At 73.8% G+C, this 17,131-nt stretch carries 19 protein-coding genes; 11 read left to right on the top strand and 8 right to left on the bottom strand.

From position 1 onward, the window contains the following. Positions 1 to 12 precede the first annotated feature (12 nt). On the top strand, positions 13 to 585 hold the full coding sequence (rnhA, locus tag O7613_RS10485; RefSeq protein WP_281589232.1) for a ribonuclease HI: 573 nt from the start codon (positions 13 to 15) through the stop codon (positions 583 to 585). Here the strand turns inward: rnhA and O7613_RS10480 are convergent. The 4 genes from O7613_RS10480 to O7613_RS10465 form a co-directional block, all read right to left on the bottom strand. Then, positions 504 to 764, bottom strand: a complete 261-nt coding sequence (locus tag O7613_RS10480; protein WP_281589234.1) for a hypothetical protein — start codon at positions 762 to 764, stop codon at positions 504 to 506. The two genes, rnhA and O7613_RS10480, sit on opposite strands and share 82 nt — an antisense overlap. 36 nt (positions 765 to 800) lie before the next feature. After that, the gene (locus tag O7613_RS10475) at positions 801 to 1,037 is read right to left on the bottom strand and encodes a preprotein translocase YidC (RefSeq protein WP_282293526.1); all 237 of its coding nucleotides are present in this window, start codon (positions 1,035 to 1,037) and stop codon (positions 801 to 803) included. A 177-nt stretch (positions 1,038 to 1,214) separates the two neighbouring features. After that, positions 1,215 to 2,147, bottom strand: a complete 933-nt coding sequence (locus O7613_RS10470; RefSeq protein ID WP_282293524.1) for a pentapeptide repeat-containing protein — start codon at positions 2,145 to 2,147, stop codon at positions 1,215 to 1,217. 115 nt (positions 2,148 to 2,262) lie between these two features. After that, a complete protein-coding gene (locus tag O7613_RS10465) occupies positions 2,263 to 3,243 on the bottom strand; it encodes a WYL domain-containing protein (protein ID WP_282293523.1) in 981 nt (326 codons plus the stop codon). A gap of 44 nt (positions 3,244 to 3,287) precedes the next feature. Here O7613_RS10465 and O7613_RS10460 point away from each other — a divergent pair, with 44 nt between their 5' ends. Further along, positions 3,288 to 3,803 carry a hypothetical protein gene (locus O7613_RS10460; RefSeq protein ID WP_282293522.1) on the top strand — a complete coding sequence of 172 codons (516 nt, stop codon included), beginning with the start codon at positions 3,288 to 3,290 and terminating at the stop codon, positions 3,801 to 3,803. Here the strand turns inward: O7613_RS10460 and O7613_RS10455 are convergent. After that, a complete protein-coding gene (locus O7613_RS10455; RefSeq protein ID WP_281589242.1) occupies positions 3,722 to 4,435 on the bottom strand; it encodes a TetR/AcrR family transcriptional regulator in 714 nt (237 codons plus the stop codon). The two genes, O7613_RS10460 and O7613_RS10455, sit on opposite strands and share 82 nt — an antisense overlap. Positions 4,436 to 4,549: 114 nt before the next feature. On the opposite strand from O7613_RS10455, the gene O7613_RS10450 reads away from it, so the two are divergent. From O7613_RS10450 to O7613_RS10435, 4 genes are all read left to right on the top strand, one after another. Further along, a complete protein-coding gene (locus O7613_RS10450) occupies positions 4,550 to 6,043 on the top strand; it encodes an NAD(P)/FAD-dependent oxidoreductase (RefSeq protein ID WP_282293521.1) in 1,494 nt (497 codons plus the stop codon). Beyond that, entirely contained in the window at positions 6,036 to 6,908 is an 873-nt protein-coding gene (locus O7613_RS10445; protein WP_282293518.1) for an SDR family NAD(P)-dependent oxidoreductase, read from the top strand. The genes O7613_RS10450 and O7613_RS10445 overlap by 8 nt, the downstream gene beginning before the upstream one ends. After that, entirely contained in the window at positions 6,905 to 7,759 is an 855-nt protein-coding gene (locus O7613_RS10440) for an alpha/beta fold hydrolase (protein ID WP_282293517.1), read from the top strand. The genes O7613_RS10445 and O7613_RS10440 overlap by 4 nt, the downstream gene beginning before the upstream one ends. A gap of 197 nt (positions 7,760 to 7,956) precedes the next feature. Further along, the gene (locus tag O7613_RS10435) at positions 7,957 to 9,300 is read left to right on the top strand and encodes an MFS transporter (RefSeq protein ID WP_282293515.1); all 1,344 of its coding nucleotides are present in this window, start codon (positions 7,957 to 7,959) and stop codon (positions 9,298 to 9,300) included. Between the two features lie 13 nt (positions 9,301 to 9,313). On the opposite strand, the gene O7613_RS10430 is transcribed toward O7613_RS10435, so the two are convergent. After that, positions 9,314 to 9,730, bottom strand: a complete 417-nt coding sequence (locus O7613_RS10430; RefSeq protein ID WP_281589251.1) for a hypothetical protein — start codon at positions 9,728 to 9,730, stop codon at positions 9,314 to 9,316. A 307-nt stretch (positions 9,731 to 10,037) separates the two neighbouring features. On the opposite strand from O7613_RS10430, the gene O7613_RS10425 reads away from it, so the two are divergent. The 5 genes from O7613_RS10425 to O7613_RS10405 all read left to right on the top strand — a co-directional run bounded on the left by O7613_RS10425 (position 10,038) and on the right by O7613_RS10405 (position 15,175). After that, positions 10,038 to 11,126, top strand: a complete 1,089-nt coding sequence (locus tag O7613_RS10425) for an S-(hydroxymethyl)mycothiol dehydrogenase (protein WP_282293512.1) — start codon at positions 10,038 to 10,040, stop codon at positions 11,124 to 11,126. Then, the gene (locus tag O7613_RS10420; protein WP_282293511.1) at positions 11,123 to 11,752 is read left to right on the top strand and encodes an MBL fold metallo-hydrolase; all 630 of its coding nucleotides are present in this window, start codon (positions 11,123 to 11,125) and stop codon (positions 11,750 to 11,752) included. The genes O7613_RS10425 and O7613_RS10420 overlap by 4 nt, the downstream gene beginning before the upstream one ends. Positions 11,753 to 11,982: 230 nt before the next feature. Then, positions 11,983 to 13,068 (top strand): DUF3626 domain-containing protein, encoded by a 1,086-nt coding sequence (locus tag O7613_RS10415; protein ID WP_282293510.1) that lies wholly within the window; start codon positions 11,983 to 11,985, stop codon positions 13,066 to 13,068. Positions 13,069 to 13,310: 242 nt separating this feature from the next. Next, positions 13,311 to 14,003 carry a hypothetical protein gene (locus tag O7613_RS10410; RefSeq protein WP_281590281.1) on the top strand — a complete coding sequence of 231 codons (693 nt, stop codon included), beginning with the start codon at positions 13,311 to 13,313 and terminating at the stop codon, positions 14,001 to 14,003. Between the two features lie 623 nt (positions 14,004 to 14,626). Beyond that, complete coding sequence (locus O7613_RS10405; RefSeq protein ID WP_282293509.1) at positions 14,627 to 15,175, top strand: hypothetical protein; 549 nt, start codon at positions 14,627 to 14,629, stop codon at positions 15,173 to 15,175. 57 nt (positions 15,176 to 15,232) lie between these two features. On the opposite strand, the gene O7613_RS10400 is transcribed toward O7613_RS10405, so the two are convergent. Together O7613_RS10400 and O7613_RS10395 are read right to left on the bottom strand one after the other, a co-directional pair. Further along, positions 15,233 to 16,714, bottom strand: coding sequence for an MFS transporter (locus O7613_RS10400; protein ID WP_282293507.1), 1,482 nt, complete (start codon positions 16,712 to 16,714; stop codon positions 15,233 to 15,235). Between the two features lie 71 nt (positions 16,715 to 16,785). Then, positions 16,786 to 17,022, bottom strand: a complete 237-nt coding sequence (locus O7613_RS10395; RefSeq protein WP_281589262.1) for a hypothetical protein — start codon at positions 17,020 to 17,022, stop codon at positions 16,786 to 16,788. Between the last annotated feature and the right edge of the window lie 109 nt (positions 17,023 to 17,131).

Genomic DNA, 17,131 nt, shown 5'->3' with positions numbered 1-17,131 from the left:
TAGGTTGCCGGCATGGCGGAGGCGGAGACCGGCCGGGTCGTGGAGATCTGGACCGACGGCGCATGCAGCGGCAATCCCGGGCCCGGTGGCTGGGGCGCGGTGTTGCGCTGGGGCGGGCACGAGCGGGAGCTGTGCGGTGGCGAGGCGGCCTCCACCACGAACAACCGGATGGAGCTGACCGCCGCGATCGAGGCGTTGGAGAGCCTGACCCGCCCGGTGACCGTGCGGCTGCACACCGACAGCACCTACGTGCGTAACGGCATCACCGGGTGGTTGAACGGGTGGAAGCGCAACGGCTGGGTCACCGCCGCGAAGCAGCCGGTGAAGAACGCCGACCTGTGGCAGCGGTTGGAGGCCGCCTGCGCCCGGCACGACGTCACCTGGCTGTGGGTGAAGGGCCACAACGGACATCCGGAGAACGAACGCGCCGACGCGCTCGCCAACCGGGGGATGAGCGAGTCGCGGGGCGGCGGTTCACCGGCCACCCCGCGCACGCCGGCGGCTCACCGCAGCGGGCGGCCCTCCTCGATCTCCTCCGGCCCGTCGGCCGGGTCGGCGGCGCCGGAGACGGCGTCCACGTCGTAGCCGGCCCGGCTGGTGTCCCGCGCCGAGCGCCGGTCCTCGGCCGGCAGGTCGGCGAAGTCGTCGCCGCTGTCGTCAGTGGTGTGCAGGGATTCGCCCGGCGGGCGCAGGGACGCCTCGTAGGCGGTGGCGCCGTCCGGTTCGTCGCCGGCCGCGCGGCCGAAGGACTCTTCACTGGTCATGTCGCACTCCTGCCCGCATCCGGTGACGGCAAACGTTCAGCGGGCCGCGTCCGGGTGCGTCGGCATCGACGAGCCGCCCGAACTGCTGCCGGACGCCCCGCCGGCCATACCCGACCCGTCGTCCTCGGTCACCTCGTCCGGTGCGGGCGCGTCCGGCTCAGCGGCCGGCACCTCGGTGTCCGCCGGCACCTGCACCAGCCGGGCCTGTCCGGCCGCGTCCTCGGCGTGCGCCGGGTCGACGGGTTCCGCACCGTCACGTGCCCGATATCCCACCGGTCCCGCCCCCGTCCCACCTCGACTGTTCCCGCCGCCTACCCACCCCACCCCCACCAAAACCCCACCCACCCCGCCCCGCCGCCCGCCTACCTCACCCACCCGCCGTCCCCCGCCCCAGCGGTGATCAAGGGGTTCACGTCGAGAGGCCGCGTTGTCGAGACGCGAACTCCTTGATCAACGGGGATGGCGCGGGCGGGGATGGTGGGCCGGGCGGTGGCGGGGTGGGCGAGGTGCGGTGGGGGGCGCGGTGGGGGTTGGGGGGCGGGACGGGGTTAGCGTCAGGAACCAGTGCGCGGGGCGGCGCAGGCCGGGCGGTAGGACGGTGCGGTGGTCGCCGCGGGCGGCGTCGAGCTGGGACTGGTGCGTGAACAGGCACTCGCCGAGATCGGCGCCGCGCAGGTCCGCGCCGCGCAGATCGGCCCCGGTCAGGTCGGCGGCGCCGAGCCGAACCCCGCGCAGGTCCGCCCCGATCAGGGTGGCGCCGCGCAGGTTCGCCCCGGCCAGCGCGGCGCGGCGCAGGTCCACGCCGATCAGCACGGCGCCCCGGCGGTCCGGCCCGGCCCGACCGGCGCGGGCCTGCTCGCCGGCGCTCGACAGCAGTCGGTTGACCCGGTCCCGGTGCGCGTCGGCGTCGACCGCGAGCAGTTCCTCCGGAGTGCCGTCGGTGAGCCGGCCGGTCTCGTCCCGCGCGGCGGCCAGGTCGTCGCGCAGCGGACCGGGCGGGGTGAGCCGCACCGCCTCGGTCAGATACCAGAGCAGCTCGTGCAGCGGTCGCAGCACGGCGAACGTGTCGAACATCCGCCGTGCGGTCGCCGGGTCCGTGCGCCAGTCGCGGCCGGCGAAGGTGCCCTGGGTGAGGTGCTGGCCGGCACCGAAGCAGTCGAACACGGTGCACCCGGGGAAGCCGCGTTGCCGCAGCTCCGAATGGATGCCGCAGCGGGAGTCGGGGCGCAGGTTCGGGCAGGGCCGCCCGGCCGGCTTGTCGATGGCGAAGTCGGCCGAGGCGGCGAACGCCGGCGCGACGCAGCAGACCCCCGCGCAGCGCGCGCAGTCCGCCCGCAACTCCCACCCCTCGCGCTCACCGGTCATCCGCCGCCCCTCCGACATCCGGTCCATTCTCCGCTGGCCCACCACCCGCACCCCACCCGCCCCGCGATCATGAAGTTGGCGGCGCCCGCCGTTCGAATTGTCGCCGGCAACCTCATGATCGGCGGGGCGGGTGTCAGGGCCGCTTCCGCTGGTAGAGGGCGGCCAGGGCGGCGGCGGTGTCGGCCAGCCGGGTGCGCAGCGCGGCGGGAGAGAGGACCTCCACGTCGGCGCCGAGCCGCAGCAGGTCGCCGTGCGCGTGGGTGAGCGACTCGATGGGGATGACGGCCCGCACCCAACCCGCCGCGTCGGGCGGGCCGGCGGACGCCTCGGCGGCGGCGACCACCACGTCGCTGCCGATCTCCCGCAGCCGCGCCCGCCCGCCCGGGGAGAGCCGGACGGTGGCCTCGTCCCGGTGCAGCCCGGCCCGGAACGCGACCACGTGCGCCCGCCACCACGCCGGCAGGTCGAACTCCGGCCGGTCGAACGGTTCGTCGAGCGGGGTGAGGTCGAGGATCTGGTTGACCCGGTAGGTGGCCGGCTCGGCGCGGTCCGGCCGGGCCGCGACCACGTACCAGCGGCCACCCTTGAGCACCAGCCCGTACGGCTCCAGCACCCGGGTCACCTCGCCGCGCCAACCGCGGTAGCGGACCCGGACCCGATGTTCCCGCCACACCGCCTCGGCCGCCTCGGCCAGGTGCGGTGACGGGTCGCCGTCGGAGTACCAGCCCGGCGTGTCCAGGTGGAAGCGCTGCTCCAGCCGAGCGGCCCGGTCGGCCAGCGGGGCGGGGAGCGCGGCGCGCAGCTTGAGCTGCACGGCCGCCACGACCGACTGGTAGCCCAGCTCGGCGGCCGGCCCGGGTAGCCCGGCGAAGAGCAGCCGGTCGGCCTCCTCCCCGGTCAGCCCGGTCAGGCGGGTACGCCAGCCGTCGACAAGCCGGTAGCCGCCGGCGTGTCCGGCCTCGCCGTACAGCGGGATGCCTGCGGTGTGCAGCGCCTCGACGTCCCGGTAGATCGTGCGTGCCGACACCTCCAGGCGGGCGGCCAGGTCGGCGGCGGTGAGCCGGCCGTGCGCCTGGAGGAGCAGCAGGATGGACAGGAGTCGACTGGCCCGCATCCGCTGACACTAGCTGTCAGGGGAGCGGCCCTACGGTCCCCGGCATGGCCTTCCACGACAAGGAGCTGACCGTGCCCGGGACCGTCGAGGTCGCCGGCCGGCACGTCAAGCGCTACCACATCGACCAGCCGCGGCGTCGCCTCGAACCGGAGGTGGTCGCCGCCGCGTCCGCGTACCTGCCGTCGCTGCTGCCCGCCCCGGACGGCGGCACCCCGCCGGCGAGCTGGGTGGTGCTGCACCGGGGCGCGGACACCGGGGCGTACCTGTTGGCGTACAGCTGGTTCTTCGACAACGTCGTCGAGTGCCGGATCGGGATCGCCGGGCAACCGGCGCTGGCCTGCCCGGACGACGACCCGGCGCACTTCGTCGACCTGGACCGGCCCGGGGTGGGGTGTGTCTGGGAGCTTGGCGTGCTGGAGCACGAGCGGCTCGCGTGGATCCAGCACGTGCTCGCGCCCGAGGCGCCCGACCTGGCCGGCTACCTGGCCGACGTGCGCGCCGAGGGGCCGGTGGGCCGAGCGCGCCCGGGCGGCGTGGCCGGTGGCGTGGTGGTGCGGTAGATCGCGGTCAACCAGACGTCGAGCAGCACGTCGACCACGTCCCGCTCGGCCACCGCCGGGCCGTCCCCGGCGAACGTCGCGTACCAGACCCGCTCGTTCATCGAGTTGAGCGCGATGGCGAGGTCCCGGGCGGGCAGCCCGTCCGGGGCCGCGCCGCGGGCGCGTTCCACCTCGACGGCGGCCTGCACCGCGCGTACCCAGCGTTCCAGGACCTCGGCCCAGAGCCGCCGCACCTCGGCGTTGGTGCCGCGCACCTGGGCGCACGCCAGCACCACGTCCCGGTGGGCGCCGAAGATCGCGTGGAACCGGGCGATCAACTCCCGCCACCTGGCGCGCGGGTCCTCGGCGAGCCGGTCCAGCACGTCGCCGGCGGCGGCGTCGGCCTCCTCGGTGACCCGGTCGAGCAGGGTGAGCAGCACCGCGTCCTTGGCGGGGAAGTAGAAATAGAAGGTGGGCCGGGAGATGCCCGCGCCCCGGGCCAGGTCGTCGATGGAGATGTCGCCGAACGGTCGCTCCCGCAGCAGGCGCTCGGCGGTGGCCAGGATCGCGACCTCCCGGTCGTCGCCGGTGGAGCGGCCGGCCCGCCGCCCGCGCGTCGGCGCGGCGCCGGTCGGCGTACGGGCGGGGCTCATGTCGGCCGATGCTACACCCGGTCAACACCCTGTCGATTCCACTCGACAGGGTGTTGACTGGTTTCGGGAGCGGTGGCTAGTGTCCGGTCCACCGCGGGCAGAACGGGAGAAGCGATGGCCCCCGACCACGTCGACGTCCTCATCGTCGGCGCCGGCCTTTCCGGCGTCGGCGCCGCCGTCCACCTGGGTCGCGAGTGCCCCGGCAAGACCTACGCGGTGCTGGAGGCCCGCGGCGCGATCGGCGGGACCTGGGACCTGTTCCGCTACCCCGGCGTCCGCTCCGACTCCGACATGTACACCCTCGGCTACTCGTTCAAGCCGTGGACCGACCCGAAGGCGATCGCCGACGGCGAGTCGATCCGCCGCTACGTCCGGCAGACCGCCCGGGAGTACGACGTCGAGCGGCACATCCGCTTCCACCACCGGGTGGTACGCGCCGAGTGGGACAGCGCGACCGCCCGCTGGACCGTGCACGCCCACCGCGACGACACCGGCGAGGACACGACGCTCACCTGCGGGTTCCTGTTCGCCAACTCCGGCTACTACCGCTACGACGAGGGCTACACCCCGCGCCTGCCCGGCGTCGAGCGGTACGCCGGCACCCTCGTGCACCCGCAGCACTGGCCGCAGCGGCTCGACTTCACCGGCCGGCGGGTGGTGGTGATCGGCAGCGGCGCTACCGCGGTCACCCTGGTCCCCGCCATGGCCGAGCGGGCCGCCCACGTCACCATGCTCCAGCGCTCACCGACGTACGTCATCTCGCTGCCCTCACGCGACAGGTTCGCCGACGCCGCCCGGCGGTGGCTGCCCCCCACGGCCGCCTATGCCGTCACCAGGTGGAAGAACGTGCTGCTCGGGGTGGCCAACTTCCAGCTCAGCCGGCGCGCGCCCGGGCTGGTGAAGCGGTACCTGCGCCGGGCCGCGAAGGGTCGGCTCCCGGCCGGGTACGACGTGGACCGGCACTTCTCGCCCCGCTACGACCCGTGGGACCAGCGGCTGTGCGTGGTGCCCGACGGGGACCTGTTCACCGCCCTGGCCGACGGCCGCGCGTCGGTGGTGACCGACACCATCGACACGTTCACCGCGTACGGCATCCGGCTCGCCTCCGGCGCGGAGCTGCCGGCCGACATCGTGGTCACCGCCACCGGCCTCAACCTGCTCGCGCTCGGCGGCATGACGCTCGCCGTCGACGGCGTCGACGTCGACCTCGCCGCCACCGTGGCCTACAAGGGCATGATGCTCTCCGGCGTGCCGAACTTCGCCATGACGATCGGCTACACGAACGCGTCCTGGACGCTGAAGGCGGACCTGGTCGCCACCTACGTCTGCCGGCTGCTGCGCCACCTCGACGACACCGGCCAGCAGATCGTCACCCCTCTCGCCCCGGACACCGACGACCTGGCCCCGATCATCGACCTGCGGTCCGGGTACGTGCTGCGCTCCGTCGACCACCTGCCCAAGCAGGGGCCGCGCGCGCCGTGGCGGCTGCACCAGAACTACCCCCGGGACGTACGCCTGATGCGGCACGGGCCGCTCACCGACGGCGTCCGGTTCGCCCGGTCCGGCGTGCCAGCCACCGCCGCCCACTCTGGAGGCAACCATGCGTGACCTGGACTTCTCCGGCGGCACGGCGGTGCTCACCGGCGCCGCGAGCGGCATCGGCGCGGCGCTCGCGCACGGCCTGGCCCGACGCGGCGCCGACCTGGTCCTGCTCGACCGCGACGCCGACGGGCTGGCCGCCGTGGTGGCGGCGATCCGGGCCGCGCACCCGGACCGGCGGGTCGAGACGCACCTGGTCGACCTCGCCGACGCCGACGCCACCGACCGGGTCGCCGCCGAGATCCACCGCGCCCATCCCCGGATCCGGCTGCTCGTCAACAACGCCGGCGTCGCGCTCGGCGGCCGGTTCGACCAGGTCACGCTGGACGAGTTCCTCTGGGTCATCGAGATCAACTTCCGGGCGGTGGTGCGGCTGACCCACGCGCTGCTGCCGGCGCTCAAGGCCGAGCCGGGCGCCCACCTGGTGAACGTCTCCAGCCTCTTCGGCCTCATCGCCCCCGCCGGGCAGGCCGCCTACGCGGCGAGCAAGTTCGCCGTACGCGGATTCACCGAGGCGCTGCGGCACGAGCTGGTCGACGACGGGATCGGCGTCACCTCGGTGCACCCGGGCGGCATCCGCACCCGGATCGCGGCCCGCGCGCGGGTCGGCAGCGGCGTCCCGATCCAGGAGTACGAGGTGGGCCTCCGACAGTTCGAGAAGCTGCTCACGATCGACCCGGCGACCGCCGCCGAGACGATCCTGCGCGGCGCGCAGCGTCGTCGCGGCCGGGTGCTGATCGGCTGGTCGGCGAAGCTGCCCGACCTGCTCGCCCGGATCGCCCCCGCCGGCTACGGCCGGGTGCTGGCCCTGGGCATGCGCCCGCCGCGTACGCCGGTGTCCCGTGCCGCCCCGGGGCCCGGTCGGTCGGCGTGACCGTCGCCCTGCCGGCGGTCGACGAGCGCACCGTGGGCGGACGGCGGATGCGCTGCCGGATCACCGGCGACGGGCCACCGGTGGTGCTGCTGCACGGCATCGGCCGTACCCTCGACGACTTCACCGCGCTGCACGCCGCGTTGGCCCAGGACCACCGCGTGCTCGCCGTGGACCTGCCCGGCCACGGCGGCTCCGCGCCGCTCGACGGGCCGCACACGCTGCCCGCGCTGGCCGGCGCGGTCGCCGGGTTCCTCGACGCCGCCGGGGTCACCGGCCCGGCCCACCTGGTCGGCAACTCCCTCGGCGGGGCGGTGGCCATGCGCGTCGCCGCCGACGCCCCGCACCGGGTGGCGGACCTGGCGCTGCTCGACAGCGCCGGCTTCGGGCGGGAGGTGACCGTGGCGCTGCGGCTGCTCGCGGTGCGCCCGCTGGCCCGGCTGCTGCTGCGCCCGCACCCGGCCATCGCCCGCCGCACCGAGCGGGCCATCTTCTTCGACCCGGCGTACGTCACCGACGAGCGGGTCGCCACCGCGCTGGCCGTGGCCCGGCAGCCGCACGCCGCCCGGGTGATCCGGGAACTCGTCCGCCACCTCGGCACCTGGCGTGGGGTGCGCCCGCGCTGGCGCGCCGAGCTGCTCGACGCGGTGGCCGCGCTGGACCTGCCCACGCTGCTGGTCTGGGGCGACCGCGACCTGATCCTGCCCGCCGCGCACCTGGCGTACGCGCGGACCCGGCTGCCCGGGGCACGGGCCCACCTGTTCCGCGACACCGGCCACATGCCGCAGATCGAGCGGACCATCGAGGTGGAGGCGCTGCTGCGCGACCTCTGGTCCGCCCGCCCAGCCCTCTGACCCACCCCACCACCCCACCGGCCCACCCCGCCAGGTTGATCATGAACTTGACGGCGTCGGGTGTCCGATCTGTCGCCGCCAACTTCATGATCGCGCCGCCGTGGCGCGGGGTGGGTGAGGTGGGTGGGGTGGGTGGTCTGCGCCACGGTGTGGGGGCGGGGGATGGGGGGCGGGGGACGGGCGCGCACCATGGATGCATGAGGCAGGCGTGGCGCGAGGCGGTGGCGCCTCAACACCGCCGCCACCAGGCTCGGGACGCCACGGTGAGTGTCGGCCGCCGACCCGCCGGCCTGGTCTACGCGGTGGCCGTCACCGCGTACGTGGCCGCCGTGTTCCACCGCGGCTCGCTCGGCGTGACCGGGGTGGACGCGACGGACCGCTTCGGTATCAACGCGTCCGCGCTTGCCACCTTCTCCGTCGCCCAGCTCGCCGTCTACGCGGCCATGCAGATCCCGGTCGGGGTGCTGCTGGACCGGTACGGTTCGCGCCGGCTGCTGCTGGCCGGCGGCGCGCTCATGGTGGCCGGGCAGCTCGTGTTCGCGGTCGCCGTCGACGTGCGCCTCGCCGTCGTCGCCCGGGTGCTCGTCGGCCTCGGCGACGCGATGACGTTCATCAGCGTGCTGCGGATCGTGGCGTTCTGGTTCCCCGGCCGGCGCAACCCGTTGCTGGTGCAGCTCACCGGCACCATCGGTCAGCTCGGGGCGGTGCTCGGCGCCGTACCCCTGGTGGCGCTGCTGCACCACGCGGGCTGGACCCCGGCGTTCCTGACCGCGGCGGCGCTCGGTGTCACGGTGCTGCTGCTGGTCCTCGCCGTGGTGCGGGACACCCCGCACGCCGGGCACGTCACCGCGCTCGCCCCCGGGTTCGCGACCGTGCGTCGGCAGCTCGCCGACGCGTGGGCGCAGCCCGGCACCCGGCTGGGCCTGTGGACGCACTTCGTCACCCAGTTCTCCGGCTCGGTGTTCGCGCTGCTGTGGGGTTACCCGTTCCTGGTGCAGGGGCAGGGTTACTCACCCACCGCCGCGGCCGGGCTGCTGACCCTGATGACGGTGGTGACGCTGGCGTGCGGTCCGGTGGTCGCGCACCTGTGCGCCCGGCACCCGTACCACCGTTCGGTGGTGGTCTTCGCCATCACCGCCGCCACCGCCGCGGTCTGGGCGGTGGTGCTGTCCTGGCCGGGCCGCGCCCCGCACGGGTTGATGGTGGCCCTGGTGGTGGTGCTCGCGGTCAACGGCCCCGGCGCGGTGATCGGCTTCGACTACGCCCGGACGTTCAACCCGGTGCACCGCATCGGCAGTGCCACCGGCATCGTCAACGTCGGTGGGTTCGCCGCCTCGATCGTGCTCATCCTGGCCGTGGGCGTGGTGCTCGACCTGGCCACCCCGGCCGGGCGGGCCGCCCCGCCGCTGTCCGCGTTCCGCCTGGCGTTCGCGGTGCAGTATCTGCTCTGGGCGTTCGGCGCGGTGCAGGTGCTGCGTTACCGCAACGCGGCCCGGCGTCGGTTGGCCACCGAGCGGGCGCCGGTGGCGGTGCCCGCCTGAGGACGCGGCCCGGTCAGCGGCGCCGCCGGTGGGTGAGCGAGTCCAGCATCAGGGTCACGCCCGCGCCGACCAGCCACACGTCCTTGGCCAGGCCGATGCCCGCCTGGCTCGGCCGCAGGCTGGTGCCCTCCCGCATGCCCGGCGTCTTCAGGTAGAGCTGCACCAGCCCGGCGCCGAACGCGGTGAGCGCGGCGCCGGCGAGCAGCGACGGGACGAACGGGGCGAGCAGCGCCGCGCCGAGGGCCATCTCGCCGCGGGAGAGCAGCACCGCGAACCGGTCCGGCGGGACCTGCCCCAACTGCGGGATCGCCCCGGCGGCCATGCCGTGCACCCCGGCGGCGGCCTCGCCCTCAAGCGTCCGCTTGGACAGCCCGGAGTTCAGGATGTACGCCCCGATGGCCACCCGCAGCGGCGCATGCGTCAACCTCATGATCACTCCCGTTCGACGTCGGAGAACCGGCACTGGCGGATACCCGGCGTCGACCGGGACAATCCGCCCGGTGCCACCGGGCCACCGGCGATGATCGGCGGTAGGTTCGGCGGGGGACCAGCAGCCGGTGAGCGCGAGGAGCGAGCCGGTTCTGCGAGCCCCGCAGTCGCGAACGAAGGAGGCACGGTGAGCGCGAGGAGCGAGCCGGTTCTGCGAGCCCCGCAGTCGCGAACGAAGGAGGCACGGTGAGCGCGAGGAGCGAGCCGGTTCTGCGAGCCCCGCAGTCGCGAACGAAAGAGGAGGCAGAGTGAGTCAGGAAGTCCGGGGAGTCCTGTCGCGGCGCAAGGGCGCACCCGTGGAGGTGACCACGATCGTGGTGCCCGACCCGGGGCCGGGCGAGGCGGTGGTACGCGTCCAGTCCTGCGGCGTCTGCCACACCGACCTGCACTACCGCGAGGGCGGCATCAACGACGACTATCCGTTCCTGCTCGGCCACGAGGCCGCGGGCGTCGTCGAGCAGGTGGGCGACGGCGTGACCGACGTGGCCCCCGGCGACTTCGTGGTGCTCAACTGGCGGGCCGTGTGCGGGCAGTGCCGGGCCTGCCGGCGCGGCCGGCCCTGGTACTGCTTCGCCACCCACAACGCGGCGCAGAAGATGACCCTCACCGACGGCACCGAGTTGGCCCCCGCGCTGGGTATCGGCGCGTTCGCGGAGAAGACGCTCGTGCACGCCGGGCAGTGCACCAAGGTGGACCCGTCCGCCCGGCCCGCCGCCGTCGGGTTGCTCGGCTGCGGCGTGATGGCCGGCCTCGGCGCGGCCATGAACACCGGGAACGTGACCCGGGGCGACTCCGTCGCGGTGATCGGCTGCGGCGGTGTCGGTGACGCCGCGGTGGCCGGCGCGGTCCTGGCCGGCGCGACCACGATCGTCGCGGTGGACACCGACTCCCGCAAGCTCGACTGGGCGCGGAAGTTCGGCGCCACCCACACCGTCAACGCCTCCGAGGACGATCCGGTCGAGGCGATCCGCGCGGCCACCGGCGGGTTCGGGGCCGACGTGGTGATCGACGCGGTGGGTCGCCCGGAGACCTGGACGCAGGCGTTCTACGCGCGGGACCTCGCCGGCACGGTCGTCCTGGTCGGCGTGCCGACCCCGGAGATGACCGTCGACCTGCCGCTGCTCGACGTGTTCGGCCGCGGCGGCGCGCTCAAGTCCAGCTGGTACGGCGACTGCCTGCCCAGCCGCGACTTCCCGATGCTCACCGAGCTCTACCGGCAGGGTCGCCTCGACCTGGACGCGTTCGTCTCCGAGGAGATCGCCCTCGACCAGGTCGAGGAGGCGTTCACCCGGATGCACCACGGCGACGTGCTGCGGTCGGTGGTGGTCTTCCCGTGACCGCCCGCGTCGACCACACCGTCACGTCCGGCACGTTCTCGCTTGACGGGCAGACGTTCGACGTGGACAACAACGTCTGGGTGATCGGCGACGACGACGAGTGCGTCGTCGTCGACGCGCCGCACGACGTGGCCGCCATCCGCGCGGTCGTCGGCGACCGTCGCGTACTCGCGATTCTGGCCACCCACGCCCACGACGACCACGTCCGGGTCGCTCCCGAGCTGGCCCGGGCGACCGGCGCGCCGGTGCTGCTGCACCCGGCGGACCGGGTGCTGTGGGATCAGGTCCACCCGGACACGCCGCCGGACGGCGACCTCGTCGACGGGCAGACCGTCACCGTCGCCGGCACCACGCTGCGGGTCCTGCACACGCCCGGCCACAGCCCGGGCGCGTGCAGCCTCCACGCCCCGGAGTTGACCGCGGTCTTCACCGGCGACACGCTCTTCGCCGGCGGTCCCGGCGCGACCGGCCGCTCCTGGAGCGACTTCGACACCATCGTCGAGTCGATCCGCGCCCGGTTGCTCACTCTGCCGCCGGAGACCGTGGTGCACACCGGGCACGGCGACGACACCAGCGTCGGCGCGGAGGCGCCGCACCTCGACGAGTGGATCGCCCGGGGTTACTGAACCGTCCGGCGGTGCTACTGGCCCGGTCCGACAGTGCCACCGGCCCGGCCCGGTAGCGCCGCCGGGCCGGGCGGCCGTCGTCCGGAGCACCGGTGATCGTCCGCCGGGCAGGTGCGGCATCCGGACCGGTGCCGCACCGTAACGAAGGGACGGTCGGCTCGCCCCCGCCCGCGGCGTACCCGAAGGAATTCCCTGGCCCGCCCGCGCCCGGCCCGGCGATACTCGGCCGCGTGCCCGCGACGACCCTGACCGCCGCCCAGTCCGCCGCCCTGCGGCACGTGCGCGACGTCGCGCTGCGGGACCGCCCGGCCGCGCTCGCCGTGATCGCGGCACACCTCGCCGACGCCGGCGCCGTCGTCCGGGGCGAGGAGGTCGTCGCGGCGGTGACCGGGTACGGCCGGCTGACCGTCAACTTCCACCCCGACCGGCTGCTGCGCGACGGCCGTACCGTGGTCGAGGCGCTCGACGCCGAGGGTGTCTACCGCAGCCAGTTCGAAACCGGCATCGGCAACGGCGGACTGACCGCGTATCCCGGCGGGGACCGGGACGTCTGGGAGGAGGCGATGTTCGGCGGCGCGTACCAGCGTCCGGGTGTGCTACCCGCGGAGCGTCCGAAGTACGGCGGCCTGAATCTGCTCGACCATCCCGACGGCGCCTGCCCCCGGTTCGGCTCCTGCCACCTGCGGCTGCGCCCGGAGGTCCTGGCCCGGACGACGTTCACCTTCGGCGACAGCCACCTCCGGCCGACCGAGGTCGGCACCGCCACCGCCTTCGAGCCGGTTCTCGCCGCGCTGCTCACCTCCACCGCCGACACCGGCGTCAGCCTGGGCGTGTCCGAGATGGACACCGGCACCCTGCTGCGGACGCTGCTGTCGCGCCGGGAGCGCGCATCGGAGCGGGCCGGCCGCGCGCTCGACGACTACATCGAGGCACAGGTGCACGGTGAGGTCCGCCTCGCCCGCGACGTCGTGGCGGTGGTGGTCGACCCGTCGTTCCGCGACACCGACGTGGGACGCCGCCTCGTCGGGATCGCTGGCCGGCACGGCTTCGAGTTGCGCTGGCACGCCGGGTTCGAGCTGCCCGTCGACGGCGTCGACGCCGATTTCCGCGGACCGGACATCCCGCCGCTGGCCGCCCGCGTGCACGCCGAGTTCGGCCGGCCGGGGGAGCCGCTGCACGCGGCGTTGATCGGCCGCGCCGCCGCCTCCCTGGCCCGCGAGCCGCAGCGCTGGGCCGACCGCGGGCCGGCCGAGTTGACCTGGCAACACCTCAAGCAACTCTGGCACGTCCTGGTGCGGTTCGGCGGTCCGACCTGATCGTCCCTTCTGTCGGAGTGACGCGCCCGGTGTCCGTTGCTGCGGGTGACCTGGACCGCAGCTCGCGCCTAGACCGACATAACCGGAATGACCGACACGCCGGGCTGGTTGAGTCCCCCGTACCGTCGGCATCCAAACCCGTGCCGCCGGTCGACCCCCGAGGGGCGCTCACCCCGGAGCGCGTCGTAACGATCGAAAGGGCAACCATCGTGAAGCAGCACGTCGCTCGATGGCTCCCCGCCATCGCGAAGACCGCCGCCGAGAAAACCAGCGGCATCACCCGCAACCGTCGGGCCGTACTCACCGTCGCCGGCGTGACCGCCCTGGGCGGGCTCGCCTACGGCCCCACCGCCGTCGCCGCCCCGGTGACAAGCGGACCGCACGCCGGCGCCGTGGCCGCCATCGACCTGGCCACCGGTAGGAAGTCCGGCACCGAGGTGGCGAAGTCCGGCCTGACCACCGGCAGCGACAAGGTGCCGACCAAGGCCGACCGGCCGAGCCGGGACACGCTCATGCCGCACGGCGTCGAGGGCGCCCAGTCGCGCATCCCGCTCGACGACGCGCAGGTCGAGAACGCCAAGGCCATCGTCGAGGCGGCCAAGGACACCGGCGTGGGGGAGCGGGGCGCCGTCATCGGCGTCGCCACCTCACTCCAGGAGTCGAAGCTGTACAACCTGGGTCACCTCGGCAGCTACAACGACCACGACTCGGAGGGCCTGTTCCAGCAGCGTCCGTCGTCCGGTTGGGGCACGTCCGAGCAGATCACCGATCCGGAGTACGCCAGCAAGGCGTTCTTCGGCGCGCTGAAGAACATCGGTGGCTGGCGGGACCTGCCGCTGACCAGCGCGGCGCAGACGGTCCAGGTGTCCGCCTACCCGTACGCGTACGCGCAGTGGGAGGAGCAGGCGGCGGACATCGTGCAGCAACTCTGGTGACACCGTCACCCCCGACCGGCCGGCCCCGCTACCGGGGCCGGCCGGTCGGCTTTCCCCGGTCGGGCGTGCCCGCCCCGAGCCGGGACATTTGGTATGTGCGGGACATTCAGGCCGGTGTGCCCTATGGGCTGATACACCTGTCGCTGTCCCAGTCCCGGCGCGGAGCGCTGATACACCCACGACGTTCCACTCATGGCCCGGCGAAAGCGCGGGTGGAACGGCGTGGATGTCTGGGACGCCCGGAGACACCCACACCGTTCCAGTCGTCGCCTGCACGGAGCGCGGGTGGAACGGTGTGGGTGTCTTCGTGTGCGGGTGGGTGGGGTGTCGGGTTCGGGGGTGGTGGGTGGCACTCTGGCGGCGGAATCGTCGCGGGGGTGGGGGCGTTGTAACACGGTGAACGACCGAGGAAGGCCGGCGCGCCCATGCCGCGCGGCCGACCCCGCCCCCGGGAATGACGGTGGGCAGCCGGTCGTTACACATCCTCCCGGCCCCGCGGTGCGGCCCTGCCCGCGGACCACGCCGGATCCCCCTGCTTGTGAGCGCCTGACGGTGCTTGCGCACACGCCGCCCAGCCTTCCCCCGTGCGGTGTGTGTGTCGACCCCCGGAATGGAGCCCCCTGATGAACACGATTCTGCGTAAGAGTGTCCTGGGTATCGCTGGTCTGGCGTTCACCGGTGGTGTGTTCGCCGGTCCGATCGCCGCTCACGCCGACACCCCCCACACCGGCAAGCCCGTGACGGCCACCGTCCAGGCCGAGGGCAAGCAGTCGACGATCGACCTGAACGGCGAGCAGACCGCCAACGTCAAGGCGATCATCGCCGCGACGAAGAAGGCGGGCCTGCCCGAGCGGGCGGCGGTCATCTCCATCGCCACCAGCTTGCAGGAGTCGAAGCTGGAGAACCTGGGCCACCTGGGCGACACCAACGACCACGACTCCCTCGGACTGTTCCAGCAGCGCCCCTCCTCCGGCTGGGGCACGCCGGAGCAGATCACCGACCCCGAATACTCGACGCTGGCGTTCCTCAAGGGCCTGAAGCAGGTCGACGGCTGGCAGGACATGCCGCTGACCGAGGCCGCGCAGACCGTCCAGGTGAGCGCCTACCCGGATGCCTACGCCCAGTGGGAGAACCAGGCCACCGACCTCGTCACCCAGCACTGGAACAAGTAACGGATACCCGAGAGCCGGCACCCGCCCAGGGTGCCGGCTCTCGTGCTACCGCTTGTGTTAAGCGGGGCCCCTTCCTCTACCGGAGGCGTTAACGGGGGCCCCCGCCTTGCGTGCGGAGCGGTGGCCGGCGACGATGTCGGTTACGGCGACGGCCAGGGCCAGCACGATGATTCCGGCGGCCAGCAGCAGCGAGTGCCGGAACGCCAGCCCCCAGTCGTTTTGATTCTGCGCCAGCGTCGAGAAGAACAGCGCGCCGACCGCCGCGATGCCGGCGGCGGTGCCGATCCGCTGCCCGGTCTGGAGCATGCCGGCGCCGCTGCCGGCCATCGGCACCGGCACCTCGGAGAGCGTGAGCGTCTGGTTGGGGGCGATCACCAGGCCGCTGCCCAGCCCGGCGACGAGCAGCGGCAGCGCGGTCCGCAACGGCACGTTCTGGTGCGACCCACCGGTCAGCACCAGGTCGGTCGCGACCAGCCCGACCACCACGGCGAGCAGTCCGACCGCGACCAGTGGCCGACCGTACCGGGTGACGACCCGGCCGCCGAGCGCGGACGCGAGCGCCGAGCCGAGCGCGAACGGGGTGATCGCCACGCCGGCCACCAGCGCGCTGTAGCCCAGGCCGATCTGGAGGTAGAGGGTGAAGATGAAGAAGATGGCGGTGAACCCGGCGAAGTAGATCAGCCCGATCAGGGAACCGAGGACGTACGAGCGCAGCCCGAACAGCCGCAGGTCGAACAGGGGTGTGGCCTGCCGGGCGAACCGGCGTTCCCAGAACGCGAAGCCGGCCAGCAGCAGCAGGCCCAGCGGGATCAGCAGCCACTTGGCCGAACCCTGCCACTGCTCCCGCTGCACCAGCGGCAGCAGGATCACGGTGACCCCGGTGCCGAGCAGCAGCACGCCCACCGGGTCGAGCCGGTGCCGGTGGGGCTGCCCTTCGGGGCGGCCCGGCACCAGCCGCCAGCCGAGCACCATCGCCACGATGCCGACCGGGATGTTCACGAAGAACACCCACCGCCAGCCGTGCTCCTCGCCGCCGAGTTGGATGAGCAGCCCGCCCAGCAGCGGTCCGACCGCGGTGGAGATGCCGATGGTGGCGCCGAGCAGGCCGAAGGCGCGACCCCGGTCCGCGCCCCGGAAGAGTTGCTGGATCATGCCGCTGACCTGTGGGTTCACGATGCCTGCGGCGGCGCCCTGGACGAGTCGGGCGATGATCAGCCAGGTCGACGAGGTGGCCAGGCCGGCCAGCGCGCTGGTGAGCGTGAACAGGCCCACCCCGACCACGAACGCGGTCCGCCGGCCGCGCGCGTCGCCCAACCGTCCGGCCGGCACCAGCACCAGGCCGAACGTCAACGCGTACCCGGACAGCACCCACTGCAGGTCGCTCGGGGTGGCGTCGAGCGCCCGGTCGATCGACGGTACGGCGACGTTGACGATGCTGACGTCGAGCAGCGTCATGAACGCCGCGACCAGGCCGACGCTCAGCGCCTGCCAGCGGCGCCGGTTGTCGTACCCGGCCTCCGGCGACCGGTTGCCGCTCATCGTGCCGTCCACAGACCGTCGATCACGCATCCCCGATCGCTACCCGGACCCCGGAGGGGCAAACGACATGATCAGGCCGTCTGACGCGCACACCAACGGGGCCCGAAGTCCAGGCCCGACATCGGCGAGTCCTCCCGGTGCAGCAGCCCCCGCTCGGTGAGCGAGTGCAACGGCTCGTGCACCTCTTCCTCGGTCATCCCGGTCTCCTCGGCGATCAGGTCCGGGTAGGGGACGTGTCCCCGTACCTCCAGGGCGGTGACCGCCTGGTACACCCGTTCCTCGGCCGCGGACAGCTGGACCTGAGGCATGGCTTCCCTCCTCGCCGGTGGGCCGCCCGACCCGCGGACGGCCGGCGACCGGCGGTTACCCGGGCGGACGGCGATGATGCCCACCCGAACGAGGGTCGTCGCGGGCGTG

It is taken from the genome of Micromonospora sp. WMMD975 (assembly GCF_029581215.1).
In the GTDB taxonomy this organism is placed as follows: domain Bacteria; phylum Actinomycetota; class Actinomycetes; order Mycobacteriales; family Micromonosporaceae; genus Micromonospora.
The sequence above is the reverse complement of the archived record's forward strand: the minus strand, read 5'-3'. Positions and strand labels throughout refer to the sequence as shown.

Bases quoted from the DNA above. Each gene is read 5' to 3' on its own strand.
- O7613_RS10460 (WP_282293522.1), top strand. From the start codon at position 3,288: ATGGCCTTCCACGACAAGGAGCTGACCGTGCCCGGGACCGTCGAGGTC.
- O7613_RS10480 (WP_281589234.1), bottom strand. From the start codon at position 764: ATGACCAGTGAAGAGTCCTTCGGCCGCGCGGCCGGCGACGAACCGGAC.
- O7613_RS10400 (WP_282293507.1), bottom strand. From the start codon at position 16,714: ATGAGCGGCAACCGGTCGCCGGAGGCCGGGTACGACAACCGGCGCCGC.
- O7613_RS10455 (WP_281589242.1), bottom strand. From the start codon at position 4,435: ATGAGCCCCGCCCGTACGCCGACCGGCGCCGCGCCGACGCGCGGGCGG.
- O7613_RS10435 (WP_282293515.1), top strand. From the start codon at position 7,957: ATGAGGCAGGCGTGGCGCGAGGCGGTGGCGCCTCAACACCGCCGCCAC.
- O7613_RS10445 (WP_282293518.1), top strand. From the start codon at position 6,036: ATGCGTGACCTGGACTTCTCCGGCGGCACGGCGGTGCTCACCGGCGCC.
- O7613_RS10430 (WP_281589251.1), bottom strand. From the start codon at position 9,730: ATGAGGTTGACGCATGCGCCGCTGCGGGTGGCCATCGGGGCGTACATC.
- O7613_RS10470 (WP_282293524.1), bottom strand. From the start codon at position 2,147: ATGTCGGAGGGGCGGCGGATGACCGGTGAGCGCGAGGGGTGGGAGTTG.
- rnhA (WP_281589232.1), top strand. From the start codon at position 13: ATGGCGGAGGCGGAGACCGGCCGGGTCGTGGAGATCTGGACCGACGGC.
- O7613_RS10395 (WP_281589262.1), bottom strand. From the start codon at position 17,022: ATGCCTCAGGTCCAGCTGTCCGCGGCCGAGGAACGGGTGTACCAGGCG.
- O7613_RS10465 (WP_282293523.1), bottom strand. From the start codon at position 3,243: ATGCGGGCCAGTCGACTCCTGTCCATCCTGCTGCTCCTCCAGGCGCAC.
- O7613_RS10405 (WP_282293509.1), top strand. From the start codon at position 14,627: ATGAACACGATTCTGCGTAAGAGTGTCCTGGGTATCGCTGGTCTGGCG.
- O7613_RS10450 (WP_282293521.1), top strand. From the start codon at position 4,550: ATGGCCCCCGACCACGTCGACGTCCTCATCGTCGGCGCCGGCCTTTCC.